The organism is Paenibacillus sp. CR_12 (genome assembly GCF_041953985.1).
In the GTDB taxonomy this organism is placed as follows: domain Bacteria; phylum Bacillota; class Bacilli; order Paenibacillales; family Paenibacillaceae; genus Paenibacillus_AQ; species Paenibacillus_AQ lautus_A.
On the sequence record NZ_JAVFHO010000003.1, the window covers coordinates 547,659 to 566,139 of the forward strand.

At 47.2% G+C, this 18,481-nt stretch carries 20 protein-coding genes; 6 read left to right on the plus strand and 14 right to left on the minus strand.

Annotation, left to right across the window (positions count from 1 at the left end; genetic code table 11):
- The first annotated feature begins 95 nt into the window (after positions 1-95).
- Positions 96-827, plus strand: a complete 732-nt coding sequence (locus RB297_RS14660; protein WP_375120807.1) for a class I SAM-dependent methyltransferase — start codon at positions 96-98, stop codon at positions 825-827.
- 180 nt (positions 828-1,007) lie between these two features.
- Here the strand turns inward: RB297_RS14660 and RB297_RS14665 are convergent, their stop codons facing one another.
- The 5 genes from RB297_RS14665 to RB297_RS14685 form a co-directional block, all read right to left on the minus strand.
- Complete coding sequence (locus RB297_RS14665; RefSeq protein ID WP_375120808.1) at positions 1,008-2,528, minus strand: DEAD/DEAH box helicase; 1,521 nt, start codon at positions 2,526-2,528, stop codon at positions 1,008-1,010.
- A gap of 100 nt (positions 2,529-2,628) precedes the next feature.
- Positions 2,629-3,504 carry a radical SAM/SPASM domain-containing protein gene (locus RB297_RS14670; RefSeq protein ID WP_375120809.1) on the minus strand — a complete coding sequence of 292 codons (876 nt, stop codon included), beginning with the start codon at positions 3,502-3,504 and terminating at the stop codon, positions 2,629-2,631.
- A 267-nt stretch (positions 3,505-3,771) separates the two neighbouring features.
- Complete coding sequence (locus RB297_RS14675; RefSeq protein ID WP_375120810.1) at positions 3,772-5,268, minus strand: M56 family metallopeptidase; 1,497 nt, start codon at positions 5,266-5,268, stop codon at positions 3,772-3,774.
- 8 nt (positions 5,269-5,276) lie between these two features.
- Entirely contained in the window at positions 5,277-5,651 is a 375-nt protein-coding gene (locus tag RB297_RS14680) for a BlaI/MecI/CopY family transcriptional regulator (RefSeq protein ID WP_036661746.1), read from the minus strand.
- Between the two features lie 259 nt (positions 5,652-5,910).
- Complete coding sequence (locus tag RB297_RS14685; protein ID WP_012819235.1) at positions 5,911-6,138, minus strand: glycine zipper domain-containing protein; 228 nt, start codon at positions 6,136-6,138, stop codon at positions 5,911-5,913.
- Positions 6,139-6,386: 248 nt separating this feature from the next.
- Between RB297_RS14685 and RB297_RS14690 the strand changes: the two genes are divergently transcribed.
- The 5 genes from RB297_RS14690 to RB297_RS14710 all read left to right on the plus strand — a co-directional run bounded on the left by RB297_RS14690 (position 6,387) and on the right by RB297_RS14710 (position 12,816).
- Positions 6,387-7,409, plus strand: a complete 1,023-nt coding sequence (locus tag RB297_RS14690; RefSeq protein ID WP_012819234.1) for an ABC transporter substrate-binding protein — start codon at positions 6,387-6,389, stop codon at positions 7,407-7,409.
- A 22-nt stretch (positions 7,410-7,431) separates the two neighbouring features.
- Entirely contained in the window at positions 7,432-8,541 is a 1,110-nt protein-coding gene (locus RB297_RS14695; RefSeq protein WP_375120811.1) for an ABC transporter ATP-binding protein, read from the plus strand.
- Complete coding sequence (locus RB297_RS14700; RefSeq protein ID WP_375120812.1) at positions 8,538-10,193, plus strand: ABC transporter permease; 1,656 nt, start codon at positions 8,538-8,540, stop codon at positions 10,191-10,193. Before RB297_RS14695 ends, RB297_RS14700 begins: the two co-directional genes overlap by 4 nt.
- A gap of 141 nt (positions 10,194-10,334) precedes the next feature.
- Positions 10,335-12,035 carry a sensor histidine kinase gene (locus RB297_RS14705; RefSeq protein ID WP_192569597.1) on the plus strand — a complete coding sequence of 567 codons (1,701 nt, stop codon included), beginning with the start codon at positions 10,335-10,337 and terminating at the stop codon, positions 12,033-12,035.
- A complete protein-coding gene (locus RB297_RS14710) occupies positions 12,028-12,816 on the plus strand; it encodes a response regulator transcription factor (RefSeq protein ID WP_213580351.1) in 789 nt (262 codons plus the stop codon). The genes RB297_RS14705 and RB297_RS14710 overlap by 8 nt, the downstream gene beginning before the upstream one ends.
- A 91-nt stretch (positions 12,817-12,907) precedes the next feature.
- On the opposite strand, the gene RB297_RS14715 is transcribed toward RB297_RS14710, so the two are convergent.
- The 9 genes from RB297_RS14715 to RB297_RS14755 all read right to left on the minus strand — a co-directional run bounded on the left by RB297_RS14715 (position 12,908) and on the right by RB297_RS14755 (position 18,471).
- Positions 12,908-13,468, minus strand: coding sequence for a delta-aminolevulinic acid dehydratase (locus RB297_RS14715; RefSeq protein ID WP_375120813.1), 561 nt, complete (start codon positions 13,466-13,468; stop codon positions 12,908-12,910).
- A gap of 37 nt (positions 13,469-13,505) precedes the next feature.
- Positions 13,506-14,363, minus strand: coding sequence for a class I SAM-dependent methyltransferase (locus RB297_RS14720; protein ID WP_375120814.1), 858 nt, complete (start codon positions 14,361-14,363; stop codon positions 13,506-13,508).
- 282 nt (positions 14,364-14,645) lie between these two features.
- A complete protein-coding gene (locus tag RB297_RS14725; protein ID WP_096775064.1) occupies positions 14,646-15,143 on the minus strand; it encodes a SitI3 family protein in 498 nt (165 codons plus the stop codon).
- Positions 15,144-15,232: 89 nt separating this feature from the next.
- Positions 15,233-15,667 (minus strand): hypothetical protein, encoded by a 435-nt coding sequence (locus tag RB297_RS14730; RefSeq protein ID WP_096775063.1) that lies wholly within the window; start codon positions 15,665-15,667, stop codon positions 15,233-15,235.
- Between the two features lie 549 nt (positions 15,668-16,216).
- A complete protein-coding gene (locus tag RB297_RS14735) occupies positions 16,217-16,681 on the minus strand; it encodes a hypothetical protein (protein WP_096775061.1) in 465 nt (154 codons plus the stop codon).
- Positions 16,682-16,699: 18 nt separating this feature from the next.
- The gene (locus RB297_RS14740) at positions 16,700-16,840 is read right to left on the minus strand and encodes an EndoU domain-containing protein (protein WP_255250573.1); all 141 of its coding nucleotides are present in this window, start codon (positions 16,838-16,840) and stop codon (positions 16,700-16,702) included.
- Between the two features lie 312 nt (positions 16,841-17,152).
- Complete coding sequence (locus RB297_RS14745) at positions 17,153-17,404, minus strand: hypothetical protein (RefSeq protein ID WP_375120815.1); 252 nt, start codon at positions 17,402-17,404, stop codon at positions 17,153-17,155.
- Positions 17,405-17,548: 144 nt separating this feature from the next.
- The gene (locus RB297_RS14750; protein WP_096775060.1) at positions 17,549-18,088 is read right to left on the minus strand and encodes an RNA 2'-phosphotransferase; all 540 of its coding nucleotides are present in this window, start codon (positions 18,086-18,088) and stop codon (positions 17,549-17,551) included.
- On the minus strand, positions 18,088-18,471 hold the full coding sequence (locus RB297_RS14755) for a DUF6960 family protein (RefSeq protein ID WP_375120816.1): 384 nt from the start codon (positions 18,469-18,471) through the stop codon (positions 18,088-18,090). Before RB297_RS14755 ends, RB297_RS14750 begins: the two co-directional genes overlap by 1 nt.
- Positions 18,472-18,481 lie beyond the last annotated feature (10 nt).

The window sequence follows — 18,481 nt, forward strand, 5'->3', positions numbered from 1 at the left end:
AGATAAGATTTTTTTGCCTTATTAATTCATGTCGTCTCTCCGTTATGGTACAGTACATCAAGATGGATGCAGGCTGTTATCCGAAGGAGGCGTCTATGAGCTATCACGGATCCGATTTTTACGACAACGACAAGAATTTCGAAAAATACATGGAACGGCGGCAGTGGCGGGAGAATGCCAACGATACGTTGGAAAAGCCCGTCATCCGGCAGCTGCTGGGGGATATCGCGGGCCTTCATGTATTGGACCTGGGGTGTGGGGATGCCGGCTTCGGCGTGGAACTGCTTCAAGAGGGGTGTGCCTCCTATGCCGGAATCGAGGGCTCCCGCAACATGGTGGAAGCCGCTTCGAGCAGCCTGGCCGATTACAAGAACGGGATCGTTCAACACATGAGGATGGAGGATTACGCGTATTCGCGCGACACCTATGATGTAGTGCTCTCCAGGCTTGCCCTTCACTATCTGCAGGATATCGGGGGTATCTTTCGAAGCGTTCACCAGACCTTGAAGCCAGGCGGAAGGTTCATCTTCTCCGTCGAGCATCCCGTCATTACCTCCACGCTGCAGCCGTCCGGCACCAGAACGAATTGGGTGGTGGACAACTACTTCATCCAAGGCTACCGGGAGCAGCAATGGCTCGGCGGCACCGTTCATAAGTACCATCGAACCGTCGAGGATTACTTCCGGGCGATGCAGGAAGCCGGCTTTATCGTGGAGCACTTGAGGGAGTCCCATCCTATGCGAGAGTATTTTGTCAACGAGGAAACCTATGAGCGCCGGCGCAGAATTCCGTTGTTTCTGTTTCTTGCGGGGAAAAAGAGCGAGTAGCTCACTAGCGGCATCAAGAAAAAAAGCACCCTTCCACTTCACAAGTGGAAAAGGGTGCTTTTTATGTTTAATGGGTCGTCGGAAACGGCTGCATAATTCATGCGCATGGTGCGTGGTTTGGGGCATGCATGAATGGCTGTTGGCCATGATAAGAAGTCACCCCCCAATCGCCGCTTCCACTTATGAAGGTCTGCCGGCTCTGCTTCCCTTGTTGAATCCGCCGGACTTGCGTTTCCGGGCCTGGCCGTTGTTAGGTTTCGAAGCTGCTTCCGAACTCAGCTTGCGTGCCATCTCTGAATATGGATTCGTGACGGCTTCCGTCATGGGCTTACGCGCCGAGTTCGTCTTGGATTGGCGGGCGGCGTCCGTCTTCGGCTTAATTCCCGCGTCTTGTCTTGATTGGCGGGGTGCACCCGTCTTCGGGTTGCGTGCCGCGTCGGCCTTTGGTTTGCGGGCCGTATCCGCCTTCGGTTTAGCAGGTCTCGATGCAGCTGACTTGCCTTTGCCGGGCTTGGACGAGCCGGATTTTGGCGTCGGGTCCACCTTGGCGGCTCTTAACGCCCCGGACATCGGGAAGTCATGGTCCTTCACTTCCGGAATGGACTTTCCGATTAGCTTCTCGATATCCCGAAGAAAAGGAACCTCGTCCACTTCGCAGAACGATATCGCCGTCCCGCTCAGTCCCGCGCGCCCCGTGCGCCCAATCCGGTGCACATACGTTTCCGGAATGTTCGGGAGATTGAAGTTAATGACATGCGACAGCTCGTCGATGTCGATCCCGCGCGCGGCAATATCCGTTGCCACCAGGACGCGGGTCGCCCCGCTTTTGAAATTGTTGAGCGCCGTCTGGCGGCTGGTTTGCGATTTGTCGCCGTGAATGGCCTGAGCCGTAATATTCACCTTGTTCAGTCCGCGCGCAACCCGGTCAGCTCCCCGCTTCGTACGGGTAAAGACCAATGCCGACACGATGGACGGGTCCTTCATCAGCTCATTCAATTGCTGCTGCTTATTCCCGGTTTCCAGCAGGTACACCGATTGCTCGATCCGTTCGGCCGTAGAAGAGACCGGCGTGATCTCGACTTTTACGGGATTGTGCAGCAAGGTTTGGACAAGCTGGGTGATTTCCGCAGGCATCGTGGCGGAGAAGAACAGCGTTTGTTTTTTGCTCGGCATTTTGGCGATGATTCGCTTCACGTCATGGATGAAGCCCATATCCAGCATCCGGTCGGCCTCATCCAGCACCAAAATCTCCACATGCTGCAATTCGACGTGCTTCTGATTTATGAGATCCAGCAGTCTGCCTGGCGTAGCAATCAGAATGTCCGCTCCTTGCTGAAGCGCGCGTTCCTGCGTCTTCTGCGAAACGCCGCCAACTATGGCCGTCGAACGCAGCTTGGTGAACTGGCTGTAAGCTTTGACGTTATCCGAAATTTGCAGGGCAAGCTCCCGGGTCGGCGACAACACCAATGCGCGAATGCGGCGCCCCATGCCCGGTTTAGGGGGTTGCTGATTCAACAGCTGGATCATCGGCACCGAAAAAGCGGCGGTCTTCCCGGTTCCGGTCTGGGCGCAGCCCAGCAAATCTCTGCCGGCCAGCACAGCCGGGATCGCCTGAGCCTGAATCGGCGTCGGCGCTTTGTAATTCTCCTTGGCCAAAGCCTTGAGAATGACAGGGGATATATTTAAATCTTCAAATGTCATGGGATCTCCTTTATGGTGAATATCTATACTTACGTCATAACATATAACGATACCACAGATCGGCATAAAAAAAGAAGCGGAATTTTTCTCCGCCTCCCCTTTAAGCCCCAAACCGCTGCCGATATCCGCATTTTCTGCATAATTCCTCAACCGCTTCCCGGCGCGAAAATCCGTCCACGAGGTTGTTCGCCCGCTCCCCATCCACGATGTCCGAGAAGGACTTCTGATGAAGGTTGCCCAAGGTGATGACCCCTTCCCCGTCCAGACAGCAAGGCACGACCGTCCCGTCTACAAGAATGGCCGCCTGACTGCGCAGCGCGTGGCAGAAGCCCTTGCCGTCATCCTCCGGGGCAGACAAGCTCGGCCACTGGAACTCATAATCCTGGTTCAGGTAGACGCGTTCGGCTACCCTTACGCCACCGCCGGGTTCAACCTTTTCCTCGATGCGGTAGTCCAAATTGAATTCCTGCTCCAACATTTCAAGCGTCTGGCGGTTTCGGCTCTTCTCCAGGTTCGTTTGGTTGTCCTGCGTTAGGTTCCACAGACGGAACGAGAAGATGACCTTATGTTCCTCCGCATCCCGCACAAAAGAGAGGATGTCCCGCAAATATCCTTCACGGTCCGTGGAGCCGACATGTCCGTCAAAGCTGTGGAGCGAGAAGTTCATCTGTCTCAACGCCGGCTTGCCCAGCAGCTTATGCCGGTTCTTCGCGATCAACGTGCCGTTGGTCGTGATATTGACCTTAAACCCCTTCTCATGGCTGATATCCAGCAGCTCGTCGATCTTCGGATGAAGCAGCGGCTCTCCCTTCACATGCAGATAAATGTAACTCGTGTGCGGCTTGATCTCATCCAATCTTCTCGCAAAGTCCTCCACTTTAATGAAGTTGGCCTTGCGCTCCGTCGGCGGACAGAACGTGCAGGCCAAATTACAAATGCTCGTGATTTCTATGTAAACTTTCTTAAACGTCTTCAAGATGTTATCCCCAATCCCATGTCTATGATCGTATGACGATTTGCCAGCTTGCTCGCTTGCCAATCCTTCACATCGTACCATAGGCTGGCATTTACAGCTACAGCTATAAATGCGATCTGAGGCCATTCTAATATATAGGGAAAGAAGAGGGAGCACCCTCTTCTTTCGTTTTTGCTCTAATTATTGATGTTATGTTCATCGTTTATGTTAGAATGCGTCACTCATCAGCATCAAGCACACTCAGAATATCTTCAAGCGTCATGGATCTTATCGTAATGGAAGTACTCGGGGAGTCTCGTTTGGATGAGACTTATACCCCTGATCGACAGGACGAGCTTCTGCTGAAGGAGCTACAACCGGGTTTCCTTCACTCTCAACGATTACCTCCGAAGGGGCAGCTTCCGTTGAAGGAGCTATAACATTGCTACCTTCATTCTTAACTTCAGCCACAGGACGTGCTTCTGTTGGATAATCCACGACATTGCCTCCTTCAGCGACAGCCACAAGACGAGCTTCTTCTGGCTGAGCTACAACATGGCTTCCTTCATTCTCAGCTACAGCTGCAGGACGAGCCTCTTGGGGATAATCTACAACATCGTCTCCTTCATTCTCAGGGGCAGCTTCAGGACGAGCTTCTTTGGGATAATCTACAACATGGTTTCCATTATTCTCAACTAGGACTTCAGAGGATACCGCTCTTGGGGCCGCTTCTGTTGGTTGAGCTTCAGCATGACCAGCCTCAATGATTTTAGGCGTATTGCTAGAAGCCCATGCCGCTGCTGACGTGCTAATTACAGCTACCAAAAACACCCCTGTTAACGTGAGATACATCGTTTTCTTTTTTTGTTTCTTTACATTCAGCATCATCATTAATCTCCTTTTCAATTGTTTGCCGTCACCGGATAAGGAGGCAATAAATTGCACGGGTAAATTCCTTGACCCTGCCATGACGCTTAAAATCGTCTCCCCATAGCGTTTCCGCTCGGCATAGGACATCTCTTTTACGACTTCTTCATCGCAAGACAGCTCGCTCCATACATGAAGGTCCTTGCGAAGAATGTGCACCAAAGGGTTAAACCAATGTAGGGCGCTTGCTCCGAGCGTGAACGCTTTGACCCATAAATCTTTCCGTTTCAGATGGATCAACTCATGACGGATTACCATGTCCATGTTAACGGTATTCTCTATAGGGAGATAAATGGTAGGTTTCCATAGGCCGACAAGAACAGGGCTCCGAATAATGGAGCTGTGGGCAAGCCCGACGCTGCTTTTCACACCGAGGGCTTCCTTGATGAAGGAAAGCTGTTTCGCTGCTTCGCTGCTTATCGGAACGGTGACACGCGAATGTTCTAGTTTCTTTAAAAATCTGCGATAACAATACATCTGCCATGCAGCAAAAGCTATAGCGCCGAGTGCCCATAAGACAATAAGGGGCAGGGCTACGTTTACTGAAATGGTCTTTGCCGGAATGAGCGGCTCCAAACCAGTCCCTGAATATGGACCGGGCAGCGCATGTTGCTCAGTTGAAGGCAACTCGTTCACAATGGGAACGGTTGCTGCTGCACTAAATGTAAAAAGCGGCGAGATCCACTGAATACCAAGGACGACGGGTAAAAGATAAAAGACTACTGCCATTTTGCCAATTCCATAGCGCCACTTTGTAGGAAAGGTATTGACGAATACGATCCGCAGTACAAGAATGCAGGCTACAACGGCACTTCCGGCAACGGTAAGGGTCAACAGCAATTCAAGAATAGTATTCATAAGCACCCCTACTTTTGCGAGAACCATTGCTTCAGCTCTGCAATATCTTCATCTGAAAGCTTTTCGCCGTCATACAAAGCCGAAATTAGGTTTTTAACCGAGCCTTGATATAATCCGTCCAGGACGTGCTGCGCTTCCATCAGCTTATAATCTTCAGGCGAAATGCGCGGCGTATATTTATTGGTCCGTCCATCCCTCGCAGCCGTAAGTGCCCCTTTGTCCACCAAACGCGACAGGAAGGTGGAAATGGTCTGTGCCTTCCATTCTCTTCCTCTCTGGGCAAACAGTGCGAGCAATTCGGTGGATGTGACAGGCGGCGTACACTCCCAAATCACCTCCATGAGCTCCATTTCAGTATCCGATAATTTTTGAACCTGGTTCACGGTGAACACCTCTTTACGTCGTTATGCGTCCATAACGAACTTATTACTACACGATGTAGTGATTATAAACTACTACATCGCGTAGTGGTATGTCAAGCAAAGGGAATTGAAGTTTACAGCTGCATAGAACTTATATGTAAAATGAAAGAACCGCGCAGGAGCGCGGTTCTTTGTCCAACCATACAGCAAATAATTTAGGGCACACCGGATTCGCCAGGCCCCCTTATTTTTACTCGTACAGATGCTAGTTTAACGCCGTTTATTTTGAATCGTTGTCGTCATTTTCTGCAGCCTCGCCAGCTTTGTTACCCAATGCTGCGCCTGCGATACCACCGGCAATCGTGCCGATCGGACCCAGTATGGAACCTACAGCAGCACCCACGACGCCGCCGCCCGCGGTTCCGATAGCTTCTCCAGCGTCAACGCCCATGTTGGTCGTGTCGCGGTCAGCATCAGCCTTATGATTACGATCGTTTTTATTAGCCATCCATCTCACTCCTTCGAAATTTGTGACAGGAACAGCTCCATCTTGCCTGACGTTGTTCCAAACCATATCTTGCCCTAACGGATCTAAAAGAATTCTTTAAAATATGCCGGTTCGGATTCCTTTCTAATCGAAAATAGGTTGCGAATTTTAGACGATGTTTGCGGATTATGGGATTATGTAAACGGTACCAAGCTTGCTACAATGAACATGCAATTACGAAACAAACATTTGCTCAAGGGGGATTATTCATGAAAAAGCTGTCGATTTTACTGTTAACCTGCGTGCTCATTATAGGGGCGCTGAGCGGTTGTGCAAGCAGCGAGTCCGATTCGGGTTCGTCGAATAAGCTCGTGATCTACAGTCCAAACAGCGAGGAGATCATCAAAACCATCATTCCGATGTTCGAGAAGCAGACCGGGATCACGGTTGAGCTTGTAACGGCTGGCACCGGAGAAATTATTAAGCGCTTACAGTCCGAGAAGCAGAACCCGTACGCTGACGTAATGTTCGGCGGTTCCATGGCCGGCTTCCGCGAGAACGAAGCTTTATACGAGCCCTACGTATCGCCTGAAGACAAGAATTTAATGGAAGGACACCGCAATACGTCGGGCTTCGCTACCCCTTATATCTCGGATGGCAGCGTGCTGCTCGTGAACAAAAACCTGATCGGCGATATCAAAATCGAAGGTTATGCGGATTTGCTGAACCCGCAGCTTAAAGGGAAAATTGCTTCCGCCGACCCGGCAAGCTCCAGCTCCGCTTTCGCACAGTTAACGAACATGCTGAAAGCCATGGGCGGCGATTATGAGAGTGAGCAGGGCTGGAATTATGTCGGTCAACTGATCGAGAACCTGGACGGCAAAATCGCCAGCGGTTCCGGCGCCGTCCACAAAAGCGTGGCGGACGGAGAATACGTAGTCGGCCTTACTTACGAAGACCCTTCCAGCACCTATGTAAAGAACGGCGCACCGGTAGAAATCGTGTATCCGAAAGAAGGCGCCGTATTCCTGGATGCGGGATCCGCCATCATCAAAGATGCGCCGCACATGGACAACGCCAAGAAATTCATCGACTTCATCCTGTCCCAAGAAGCGCAGGATGCGTTCGGCACGCAATTAACGAACCGCCCGCTTCGCCAGGATACCAAGCTTGGCGACCACATGAAGCCTTATGAAGAGATCCACATGATCGATGAAGACACGGACTACGTCAGCGCGCATAAATCCGAGATCGTTGAGCGTTATGTCGATTTGTTCACTAGCGTTAAATAAACTATAGAATCAGGTGACAACCATGAGCGTAACCATAACCATTCAAGACTTAATCAAAAAATACGGCGACACAACCGTCATTCCCGAGCTGTCCCTGGAGATCAAGAAGGGTGAATTCTTCACCCTTCTCGGGCCTTCCGGGTGCGGCAAGACGACACTGCTGCGCATGATTGCCGGCTTCAACAGCATTGAAGGCGGAACCATACATTTTAACGAGCGCGTCATTAACCAGGTGGAACCGGGCAAACGGAATATCGGGATGGTTTTTCAGAGCTATGCGATCTTCCCTCACCTAACCGTCAAAGGAAACATCGCGTTCGGGCTGGAGAATCGGAAATTATCGAAGGCAGAGATTAACGCCAAGGTCGATGACATCCTTAAGGTCGTTCAGATCGAGCCCTATAAAGACCGCATGCCGAAGAACCTGTCCGGCGGCCAGCAGCAGCGCGTTGCGCTAGCCAGAGCCATCGTCATCCGGCCGGACGTCCTGCTGATGGATGAGCCTCTATCCAATCTGGATGCCAAGCTTCGGGTCGACATGCGTAACGCGATTAAAGACATTCAGCGGGAAGTCGGAATTACCACCGTCTACGTCACGCACGATCAGGAGGAAGCCATGGCGGTTTCCGACCGCATCGCGGTCATGAAATCCGGGGTGATTCAGCATCTGGGAACGCCGCAGGAGATTTACCAGCGTCCTGCAAACGTATTCGTTGCAACCTTTATCGGTCGGACCAACATTCTTGAGGGCAATATAACAAAATCCGCAGGCAGCTATGCCCTGGCATTCGGCTCCGGCTATTCGGAAGAGATGACGAACATCGAGTTGCCGAAGTCAGATGCCAAGGCTGATACGCTAAACGTTCAAATCTCGGTTCGGCCGGAAGAGTTCATTCTGACCGAGGACCAGACCGGCATGAAAGCAACGATCGTACACAGCGTGTTTTTGGGGCAGAACACCCATTATTTTGTGGATTTGGCATCCGGTCAACGCGTGGAGATTACGCAGGAATCGAAAACGTCACAGATCCTCGAGCCGGGTCAAGACATCTATCTCAAGGTGAAAAAAGATAAAATTAATGTCTATGATGCGGCCGGCGAACTGAACTATACAAGGGGCGTCCGGCTATGAGAGAGACGCGCAAACGATTTGATGTCTGGACCAACATTTCGTTACTGATCTTTGCGTTCTATATTCTGTTTCTGGCCCTGCCATTGTTTACGATGCTGTTCAAGAGTGTGTACAATGGCACGACAGGCGATTTTTCCCTTGCCTATTTCACGAAGTTTTTCAGTAAGCCCTACTATTTGAACGCCCTCTTCAACAGCGTTAAGGTGACCGTCAGCGTAACCTTGCTTGCCGCGATTATCGCAACGCCGCTGGCTTATATCATGGCTACGGTGAAGATCAAAGGCAGCTCGGCCATTCGCGTACTGATTCTGATCTCGTCGATGTCGGCTCCGTTCATCGGCGCTTACTCCTGGATCCTGCTGCTCGGAAGAAGCGGCGTCATTACGAAATTCGTCAGCAGCACATTCGGCATTACGATGCCGGATATCTACGGATTTACGGGGATCTTAGTCGTCTTAACCTTGCAGATGGTCCCTCTGATCTTCATGTATGTATCAGGCGCACTCAAGAATACGGACCAATCGCTGATGGAAGCTGCCGAGAGCATGGGCTATACAGGCTTAGCCAAAATGCGCAAAGTGCTCCTCCCGCTTATTACGCCAACCTTGCTGGCAGGCGGCCTGCTCGTCTTCATGCGCGCGCTTGCCGATTTTGGTACGCCGATGCTGATCGGCGAGGGATATAAAACCGTGCCCGTGCTGATCTTTAACGAGTTCATCAGTGAGGTCGGCGGCGATGACGGCTTTGCGGCGGCGATCAGCGTCATTGTCGTTCTGTTCGCCACCACGATATTCCTGCTGCAAAAATTCGTAGCCAATCGCAAATCCTTTACGATGAGCGCACTGCATCCGATCGAAGCCAAGAAGAAGAAGGGCGTCGGCAATATCGCGGCTCATGCGGTTATCTATCTGTATACGTTAATCGCGCTGCTGCCGCAGCTCTATGTCATCTATACTTCGTTCCTGAAATCCAACGGCAGAATTTTCGTTGAAGGGTTCTCGCTCCAAAGCTACCGGGATGCTTTCAGTAATATTGGCGGCGTCATTCTGAACACGTTCTTCCTGGCCATCGTGTCGCTGGTCGTCATCATTCTGTTAGCGATACTGATTGCTTACGTAACCGTTCGAAGAAAGAATGCGTTGACGAATACGCTGGATATCTTCACCATGTTCCCGTATATCGTTCCCGGCTCCATACTGGGGATCGCCCTATTGATCACGTTCAACAATAAACCGCTGGCGTTAAGCGGTACGGCCGTCATCATGATCATCTCGTTTGTCATCCGGCGCCTGCCCTATACGATACGATCCAGCGCAGCCATTCTGCATCAGATTAACGACGGGATCGAAGAAGCGGCGATCAGCCTGGGCGCTTCCCAGATGAAGACGTTCTTCAGGATTACGCTTCCGATGATGCTGGCAGGCGTCGTCTCCGGCGCGATCCTGAGCTGGATTACCATCATTACCGAATTAAGCACTTCGATCATTCTGTATACAGGCAAAACCAAGACCGTCACGGTCGCCATATACACCGAGGTCATTCGCGGGAACTACGGCGTGGCGGCAGCGCTCTCCACGATTCTTACCGTCATTACGGTCGTGTCGCTGCTCGTTTTCCTGAAGCTTTCCGGACAAAAGGAAGTTTCCATGTAAATGTAATGTAATCATAACGTAGACCTACATCCAAGCCGGCGCCTGCAGCATGCAGGGCCGCTTGGATGTATTTGGATTATCTGCGGTTAACCGCGAGTCGGTATAATAGGATCGAGGTTCTTATCGCAGATGGAGGGCAGCATGAAACCAACACCTTATCGTAATTTCAAGGAATCCACCCGTCATTTGTTTCGCGTCTATACGATGATCCCCTTCTCCATCTTAATCGTATTGTTCTTGGCGTTCACGATTATGAACGGGCGTTTGAACTTAACCCAAAAAACGACCGAAGCCGCCCAGTCCATCAGCCAGTCCATATCCGGCGTATATCGGCAGTATGACGAGGAGATTCATCGGATGGCCGAATCTCCCACCGTAATCAACTATGTAAGCTCCCATCTGGGCAGCGAACAAGTATATTCCGAGTTCTATGATTTCAACAATCGACAGAAGATCAAAAGTATTTTTCATATCGTCAATACCGATGGCGTCTTCCTGGCCAGTTCAGCCCCGGCGGATGCGCTGTACTCCAATTTTGCCTTCGGCAACCTCATTCACCGGATTGAACAGCGGCCCGGCGACACCCTAACCGAAATGAACAGCTTCCGCTATTCGCATGACCGCGATACGAGCTACACGTTCGGCAAAGCCATCGTGAAGGACCAGCAGACGATAGGCTATATCATCTATCAGCTGTACGAATCGGACATCCAGAAGGTGATTTTCGAGCAAAATAATGAAATCGCCCTGATCACCGATGAACACAACACCATTATTGCCACGACAAGCAATGTGACCAAAGGCGTGCTCAATAAATTCAACCCCAAGGTCGATAACAAGGGACATGTTCTGCTGAACGGGGGCAAGTACTACAAATATTCCAAACGAATTCCTGGCACGCCGATCCAAGTCATTACGCTGAATTCCTACAAATCGGAGCAGTACACCTATTATACGGTTTCTTTCTTTGTCCTTGCGGCCAGCCTGCTGCTCTGGGTCTTGATCCAGTTCCTGGCGAACAAAATGTCGGCGCGCAATTCCGAATCGATCGATAAACTCATACACGCTTTAGCCCAGCTGCGCGAAGGGAACTTCAACGGCTATGTCGACATTCAGACGAATGACGAGTTTCAAATACTCGGCAATGAGTACAACGTGATGCTGGATCGGCTGAAAGAATTGATCGAGAAAAATAAAGAGCTGTCGGAGCTCCGCACGATTATCGAGGTGAAGCAGCTGCAATCGCAGTTCCATCCGCATTTTATTTTTAATGTGCTCGAAACGCTGCGCTATGCCATTAAGATTGACGCGAATCAAGCCCAGGAGATCGTGCTGATCCTATCCCGATTGCTTCGATACAGCATCGGACATGACCGCAGCGTCCAGCTGAAGAATGACATGAATTATGTCCGGGATTACCTGAAGCTGCAGCAAATCCGGTTCAATGACCGGCTGGACTATCGGATTACCGTAGCCGAGGAAACGCTGGATGTGTACGTCCCCAAGCTTCTGCTGCAGCCGATTATCGAAAACGCTATCAAATATGGGTATGAGAATCAAAGTGATGTGCTGATCGAGATTAACATCCACACCTCCGCCGGCAAGCTCATTCTCGAGGTTCGCGACAACGGGCAAGGCATGAGTAAAGAGAGACTGCAGGAAGTGAACCGGATTCTGCAAAGCCAGACAAACACGACGCAGCATATCGGGCTGTACAACGTTCATCGCCGTTTAGTGCTTCTATATGGCGAAGCGTCCGGCATCCACATTGACAGCACGCAAGGAACAGGCACCTGTGTCGTCCTTACGATTCCTTACGAATGGAGTGAATATCATGTTTAAAGTACTGCTGGTCGAAGATGAGGATATGATTCGCCGGGGCATCCGGTTCAGCATCGATTGGGTTCAATACGATTGCATCGTCATTGAAGAAGGACTTAACGGACAGGACGGCTACGAGAAGATCTGCGAGCTGAGGCCTGATATCGTCATAACCGACATCACCATGCCGATCATGGACGGCATCTCGATGATTCGGGAAGGACTGCGCCAGCATACCTTCAGCAGCATCATTATCTCCGGTTATAATGAATTCCACCTGGCGCAGCAGGCACTCCAGTTAGGCGTCACCGAATTCCTGGTGAAGCCCTTAGAGGATGACCAACTGGTTGCGGCACTCGAATCAGCCAAAGCCAAAGTGGATTTAATCCGCAAATATGAAGTGATTTCGAATCATCCGCAGGAAAAAGAAGAGATTTTGAACAGCAAATTTCTGGAGAAGGAAACCAAAACCTCGAAATACGTGTCCAAAATGATCGCCTATGTACAGGAGAACTATGCCAAGAAGATCAGCATTCATGACCTCGTGGAAGAGCTCGGCTTAAGCGCCTATTACCTGAACCAGAAGTTCAAGGCGGAGACAAGCTATACCTTCAATGAATTTCTTAACCGTTACCGCATCCAGAAATCGATCGAGTTACTGAAGTCAGGCGACAACAAGGTCTACACCATCGCGCAGGATATCGGATTCAGTGATTACAAGTATTTTATCAGCATCTTCAAGAAGTACGCCCACGTCACGCCGAGCCAGTATCAGGAATATTTCGAGGAGAAGAATGGATAGAACGGGGAATCTGGTTACTAGAGGTACTCTATCGCACTTATATTTGCACACGCACCCCTGCTAGGCATGAGCAGGGGTGTAGCATCTTTATCTATGATTCCTGTCGTTCATACAGCCGGTACATGGATAGCTCACCACTCATCGCCACCGCTTGCGCAAAGGCTTCCTTCACGTCCCGTCCTTGCTGAACGATCTCATAGAACAGCCGGAGAACGAACATCAGCGCATCGTTGCCGTCCGGGTAGTCATCCGGCCCGATATACATCCGGCAGCCCCGCTCCAGGAAAGCTTCGGCCAGTGCTGCATCCCCCAGCGAGCAGCCGTTCGCGATCACCGTCTTCCCGTCCAGCTTCGCATATCGCATAATCTCGCCTGGCCCGAAGCCGCCCCTCGGCTCATCCTCCTCGTATACCTCTTCACCGAGCTCCGGCATGATCATGCTGCCCTCATCCCCGTGAAAGTTCAACAACATTATATCGGTGCCTTCATATAGATCATCGCCTGACAAGACGGAGATCAGATCATTCGGCCTCCCGATCCAGTATGTAAAGACGCGCACCCCGAAATACTCCAGAGCCGCCCTTACGGCTTGGCTCTCCATATCGCAATCCGGTCCGACAACCAGAGCGACCTGCATAATCGGCTTACTCACTACTAAATCCCTCCTGACGATGACTTCGATAAGAAGCTCATACTTTTCTCCATATCATCCACCATTGTTTATCATACGAATCGACTTCGATCTCTTCCAGACCTAGATTCGCTTCGCTGATCCAACTTCTAGCCAGTTGTATATAGTCGTTGTGAAATTCGGAGGAATAACCCATTTCATCATATCCGGCATAGGTAATGTTATCGAATATCATGTATCCTCCGCTTTTTAACTGCTTACAGCTTGTGTCCATGATTTGGATAAACGCCTGATACGCTGCATCTTTTAAAGTACCTTTGCGGTGATAATCCATAACAGCTTGCAGCATTAGAGGCTCGATCGTCCACCAATCTTGATTTACTGTATCAATGCCCTCACGCTCAGCGATAATGGTCTGGATGATATCGTTAATAGCGTGATGAAAAGCGACAACGTCAAAAGAGGACTCCGGATAATATAAACCGATATTGGCGGCATCGTCCTCAACAACCCGTATGCTGACGTCCATTCCTTTTGTTTTCTCCTGAAAATGTTGTGTCAGCTCCCTGTTGAGGTTGGCCGTCACATAGGACCCCGCTTCATGGGAATAGGCGTCTACAGCCTTGGGAATGTAAATGACATCGCCTGCACCGACTTCCAAAAGACTTAAAGCACGGGGCACATTCAGCTCCGTGAAGAGATTCTGCCAGGATGCTGAATAATACAGTTGAAGATATTCGAATACCCTCTGCTTGGATATATCTATTGGTACTGCTAATATGTCTTTCAATTTGTTTTCCAATTGGACTGCGTTCATCTGTTCCAATTCCGAAATCATGTTCTGCGAAAAATCACGTTGTAGGATATCGTTAAACAAGCCGGCACTCGTTTTCTCGGCTAGCGTCTGCATATTCATCAGCGTATCCCTCTCTTCTTATGGTTTCTAGAGTATATTCGAATATATGGTGTTTTTTCCTCTTTTTATCGGCACAAACGCAGTTCTTAATTGGCATCGACAGCAAGCATAAAATTTCTCATGTTTTGCATCGGTTACTCTTCGAGGACCAGGCACAGCTCTATCAGCTGCCTAATAAAGGATAGTCCACGCAAAAAGACGTGATGGGAAGGATCGCCGGTTGGTCATTTCCAAGTCACGTCTTTTGGGTTGTGTTTATAATGTGTGCGGAGGATTTCACTCTCATTCTTCTAATAAAATATGATTTCCATCGAAAATACTGTATCTATGCCCCTTAAGAATCTCAGCAAAACACCCCGTATCCCAAACATGTGATGAATTTTCTAAATATACACAACCTTTAGAAAAGAAGCAAAGTTCATTATCACCATTTGATAAAAATAAAGCATTTGCGTTATGGTTTTTCATTAAATTAAATACCAATGCTAACATAAACTCAAAAGATTTATTGCTGTGCAGGTTGTTTATGAATCGGAAACTTAATGCACTTTCGTACACAAACTCATTTTTCAAAAACGGAGTATTATAAGCGTTATATGGATATGCACCAGATTCTGTTAAGTATAGTGTTAAACCTAGTGTTTCTTCAAAAGAACGAATTTCAATTCCTCTAGATAACTCTACTACGTCAATATTTTTATATCCCATGGACTCGAGTTCTTGAACTAAAAGAGGTTCAGGTACTGCTTCTCCGATTCTAAGTGAATACTCAATAGCCATGTAACCATTCCTTATTACGGTATTAATAAAGTATATGTATGATTGAGGGATTTATCCTGCACTGGACTGCCCAGAAGCTATTCGTTTAGTCATTTAAGCTCCACTTTTAAATTCCCTTTTAATCTTAGACTTGTTCCTGTTTCTACATTAACTTTTTCTTCAAACTCCACGACTATGTTTCTACCGAACCCTTCAACATCACAAAGCAATGTGTAATCATCTTCTTTCTCAATAACAGTAGCTGAAACTATACTATGGGGGGATTCACTTTTAGGTTGTAGCACATCTTCAATAAATTCCGATTCTTTAGTAATAACTGAATAATCATTAACTAAGTCAATTCCAACAATAAAAGTTAGATTTTGTCCTACACGAAGAATTTCAGAGGTTTTCCCCTCCTCTAAATACTCCTCATGTTGAATGAAGTGACACCATAACTTTTTTTCTATTGCAGTGAAGCTTATATAAATAAGTCGTTCATAACCATCTACGATTATTTTTTCAATTGTACCTACAAGTTTCATAAGCCATTACTCCTTTATTGCAATTTTCCACAGTGCCCGAACCCTCAAGGGCTTCGATGATCTTATCCCTTATCCCGGATAACAAGACCGCTTCATTGAGCGTGAAAAAAGCCCATTACTAAGTTGGAATAAGCATTCATCATGTTGTTCTTCTTACTGCTGTTCTACTATATAGACTTTACTTACCGTATTATCCTCGTTAAAAACGTAAATTCTATCACAATTAGTACATCTCCATACTTCTCTCTTAGGATCAGGTATTAAAAGCGGGTCTATAGAATCTCCCATGTTTATAATCTCGTCCCATTCCCTATCTGTATAGACATGCAATTGAACATCGTTCGGAGCCTCAACCGTGGATAAGTACTTCCCACACTTACATTGTAATCGAGCCATATTTTGATTCCTCCTAATTCGTTACCTTTCCATTGTTAATCCATATTTCAACTTTCCCTGGAATCTGCTTATCGGCGTAAGTTCCCTTAGCACGTTCAAGTAGTTTCACTCTAGATTTCCTTCAAAATTATCTTATTTATGTTCATTAATATATTATTGACACTCAATATTCTCCAAACCCTTAACTTCTTTCAATTTTTTCTCAATCCCATTCATAGCAATTTCTGCTTCCTTTAGAGCAATAACTCCTTTTCTACTTTTATATTTATAGGTTTCATAAGCCCAAACTAATATAATTTTTACAAACTCAATTGTTTCTAATTTACAGATCGGTTCAACCTCATCTTCGTCGTAAAATGGATCCTCAATTATGGTCCAATCCCTATAAGATATAACGCTTGAAGCATTTCCTCCATGTCTATATTCAGGTATCTTCCCCTTCAATAAATCAATATAGTGATCAATATCATTTTTTAAATCCTTAAATCTCCAAGGTATATCAGATCCTAAAGGATCACTTATCATATTGGCATACTCCAATGATTTTTCTTCATCAAAATCCATTACGACGATATTGAATTCGTCCATATATTTCAATTTATACTTATACTTAATCATAAACAGGCATCCTCCATCTTAATATACTGGAAAAGCTGAAATTATCTTATCGTTCCTTAAAATAATTTCAATTTCCATACCACTGCTTGTTTTCCCAATATATCTATTGTTTTTTATATTTACTTTATTATTAAAAGCTTCATTTACTGCATCTACCACCTGTTGAGGTGTCCATTCCCTTTTGGAAAAAATGTGGATTTAGGACCCTTTAATACCCCATTAACTTCTTATCGATAAACCGTAAGAAAGTGCGTAAATAACAAAAAACAGACCAATCATGGTGATATCTGACCATAATCGACCTATTCCACGGAACGGTATAGCGTTAGGAGATTATAAGATTCAAGCATTAGTGTGCATACAAACGAAATGAGGAAATCTTCATAAGGGAGTTACATGAATGATATGTTTTATTGGTTAAATGCGGGGCTCATTCGGCACTCAGTAGCCCCCACCACCTTTTAAAATATTTCATGATTCAAATGCAGTTCTTTCCGGGAACTTGCCCCCCTCCCGAACCAAACAAACCACCAATCTTTGAGCAGCTCTATCAAAATAAAATTTATTTGGAATACTTGGGTCAGGCAAAGGCTCTAATTCAGCAAACTTCTTAGTAGTCTTATTCAATTCAATTTTCCCCATAACGTCTTCGTTTGGACCAAATCTGTAAACAACTATATCATTATCTTCGTGTTCTTTTAATAACAATACATACGAAGCCATTTTACTCCTCCTCATTTCAACATTTTTTGGTCTTCGTTTCTTCTTTCTAGAGCGTGCAAAAAAGCTTATTCCTAACTCTTCTTCAGGTTGGAATAAGCCTTTTAAAAGTTATAAACCCAATTAAGATGAATCAATTGGTTACAACTATTCTTCAGAAATAAACCTCGCAGGAACACTGTCAGCTAACCATACAGCATCATTGCCTTGATAAAAGTTACATCCTTCATTTGAAGCCTGCTCAGCTCGAACTACTAGCAGGACGGGACTAGGATCTTTACGCTTTCCGACCAAATATGCTGTTTCTCTATCAACGGATAGATGAACATACTGTCTACCCATTGGTCGAAGTCCCTCGTGCAAAATTTGTTCGACTAAGTGTCTAGCTGTCCCATGATAAAGTAATGTTGGCGGAGTTCCAATTACTTTCAATATTTTTTGCGGTGCAGAGTGACCATACAAAGCTCGTATTTTTCCATTCAAAATTTCATGCCGTGCTTTATCTGATTTATCAATCATTTCAATTAAATCATTTTCGGTTATAGATTCCCATTGTTTGTCACGGCGCAATGCAATTAGAATCTGTTCAATGCTTACCCATCCTTCATCATCTAATTCTAACTCATACTCCCATGGTGCATGTCTTAAGGCATATGATACTTCTTTACTTAATTTTGTAATATCCACTACTCACACTCCATACTTATTAAATCTTCGCTAAAGTATCGGGATGACTTTTTCTTACCGTCAACTTCAATAAAGTACATTTCTTTTTCAGTCTGATTATGCCAGTTGATTTCGGAAATAGTTCCAATAACCTCCGGTTTTTTTCTAAGTCTAATAGTGTCACCAAAATTAAATTTTGGCGTAGGGACTTTTTTGAACAGCTGAGGTTTGACCAAGTAACTGTGGTCATTATATTGCACCTCAATAAATTCGTCTCGTTCTCCAACACACCGAAATATTTTTCCATAAGGTTTTAATCTACGAAACTCATCCCTATGGCGTTCATCAATTAATTCTTCTCCATCTTCCTCAAACCATGGATAAATCCCCCATGTACCTGCCACAGAAACCCTC

What these genes read in the sequence shown, in the direction of transcription:
- RB297_RS14675 (WP_375120810.1), bottom strand. Translation starts at nt 5,268, where the DNA reads ATGAATACTATTCTTGAATTGCTGTTGACCCTTACCGTTGCCGGAAGT.
- RB297_RS14725 (WP_096775064.1), bottom strand. Translation starts at nt 15,143, where the DNA reads ATGGCTATTGAGTATTCACTTAGAATCGGAGAAGCAGTACCTGAACCT.
- RB297_RS14690 (WP_012819234.1), top strand. Translation starts at nt 6,387, where the DNA reads ATGAAAAAGCTGTCGATTTTACTGTTAACCTGCGTGCTCATTATAGGG.
- RB297_RS14730 (WP_096775063.1), bottom strand. Translation starts at nt 15,667, where the DNA reads ATGAAACTTGTAGGTACAATTGAAAAAATAATCGTAGATGGTTATGAA.
- RB297_RS14710 (WP_213580351.1), top strand. Translation starts at nt 12,028, where the DNA reads ATGTTTAAAGTACTGCTGGTCGAAGATGAGGATATGATTCGCCGGGGC.
- RB297_RS14700 (WP_375120812.1), top strand. Translation starts at nt 8,538, where the DNA reads ATGAGAGAGACGCGCAAACGATTTGATGTCTGGACCAACATTTCGTTA.
- RB297_RS14745 (WP_375120815.1), bottom strand. Translation starts at nt 17,404, where the DNA reads ATGGCTTCGTATGTATTGTTATTAAAAGAACACGAAGATAATGATATA.
- RB297_RS14660 (WP_375120807.1), top strand. Translation starts at nt 96, where the DNA reads ATGAGCTATCACGGATCCGATTTTTACGACAACGACAAGAATTTCGAA.
- RB297_RS14695 (WP_375120811.1), top strand. Translation starts at nt 7,432, where the DNA reads ATGAGCGTAACCATAACCATTCAAGACTTAATCAAAAAATACGGCGAC.
- RB297_RS14720 (WP_375120814.1), bottom strand. Translation starts at nt 14,363, where the DNA reads ATGAATATGCAGACGCTAGCCGAGAAAACGAGTGCCGGCTTGTTTAAC.
- RB297_RS14685 (WP_012819235.1), bottom strand. Translation starts at nt 6,138, where the DNA reads ATGGCTAATAAAAACGATCGTAATCATAAGGCTGATGCTGACCGCGAC.
- RB297_RS14705 (WP_192569597.1), top strand. Translation starts at nt 10,335, where the DNA reads ATGAAACCAACACCTTATCGTAATTTCAAGGAATCCACCCGTCATTTG.
- RB297_RS14735 (WP_096775061.1), bottom strand. Translation starts at nt 16,681, where the DNA reads ATGATTAAGTATAAGTATAAATTGAAATATATGGACGAATTCAATATC.
- RB297_RS14665 (WP_375120808.1), bottom strand. Translation starts at nt 2,528, where the DNA reads ATGACATTTGAAGATTTAAATATATCCCCTGTCATTCTCAAGGCTTTG.